General features: G+C 69.6%; 1 protein-coding gene. It reads left to right on the top strand.

What is annotated here, in order from left to right; translation table 11 throughout:
* Positions 1-165 precede the first annotated feature (165 nt).
* Positions 166-1,093 (top strand): proton-conducting transporter membrane subunit (locus BIS11_RS18295; protein ID WP_367399235.1); only part of this gene is annotated, 928 nt, incomplete at its 3' end.

The raw sequence follows: 1,093 nt of genomic DNA, 5'->3' as shown, positions 1-1,093 counted from the left end.
GCTGATGGTCGGGCTCGCCGGGACCATGGAGGGCGCCCAGGCGCTGGTGGCGGTGGGGCTCTTGATCGCCGGGCTGGGTTCGCTTGCCGGGGCGCTGCTGATTCGCCACTTGCGCGCCCACGAGGACGACACGGACGACGAGCACATGGCGGTAGGGGGAGGGCGATGATGACCTGGCGCTTCGGCCTGCTGGAGAGCGTGTTCGCGCCGCTGGCGCCGAGCCATTGGGCGCTGGCGTTCGCGCTCGTGCTTCCGCTTCTGGCCGGAGCTGGCGCCGCCCTCGCGCCACCCCGGCGAACGTGGCCGGTGCTGGTCGTCTGTCTGCTGATCGTTGCCTGCGGTGCCTGGCTGATGAGGGATGCCGCGCAAGCGGGGCTTCTGCGCTGGCAGTGGTCGGTGGCCGGGGTGACGATCGCCCTGCGCTTGAACGGGCTCGGTGCGCTCTTGCTGGTGGTGAGCCAGTGCGTGACAGCGGCGGCAGCGCTCTACGCGCCGGGTTTTCTGCGCCTGGAGTCGCCGGGCCCGCAGGCGCGCTGGCTGTGGCCCTTGATGGGCGTCACGCTTTTCGCTCTGTCGCTGGTGTGGCTGGCGGCGGACCTGCTCACGCTTTATGTCGGCCTCGAACTGTTGAGCCTGGCGGCGGTGGGCATGCTGGTGCTCTCGGGCAAGCCTGAAGCGCTGGAGGCGGGCATGCGCTACCTGCTGTTGACCCTGGTGGGCTCATTGACCTACCTGATGGGCGTGGCGCTGATCATTGGCCACTGGGGCGAACTCGAGTTGGCGCGTCTGGCCGAGGTGGTCGAGCCCGGCGCCGTTGCCTGGATCGCGGCGTCGCTGCTGGGCGCCGGTCTTGCCCTGAAGGCGGCGCTGTTTCCGCTGCACGGCTGGCTGACCCCGGTGCATCAAAGCGCCTGGACGCCGGTGAGCGCGCTGCACGCGGGCCTGGTCATCAAGGCGTCGCTCTATATCCTGATCCTGCTGTGGAGCATCCTGCTGGCCGAGACCCACTGGGCGCCGCGCTTCGTGGCCTGGCTCGGGGCGCCCAGTGGGTCTCGGCCAGCAGGATGCTCCACAGCAGGATCAGGATATAGAG

Source organism: Halomonas sp. 707D4 (genome assembly GCF_024158685.1).
GTDB lineage: Bacteria > Pseudomonadota > Gammaproteobacteria > Pseudomonadales > Halomonadaceae > Vreelandella.
Note: the sequence above shows the minus strand (reverse complement) of the source record. Positions and strands in the feature narration are given on the sequence as shown.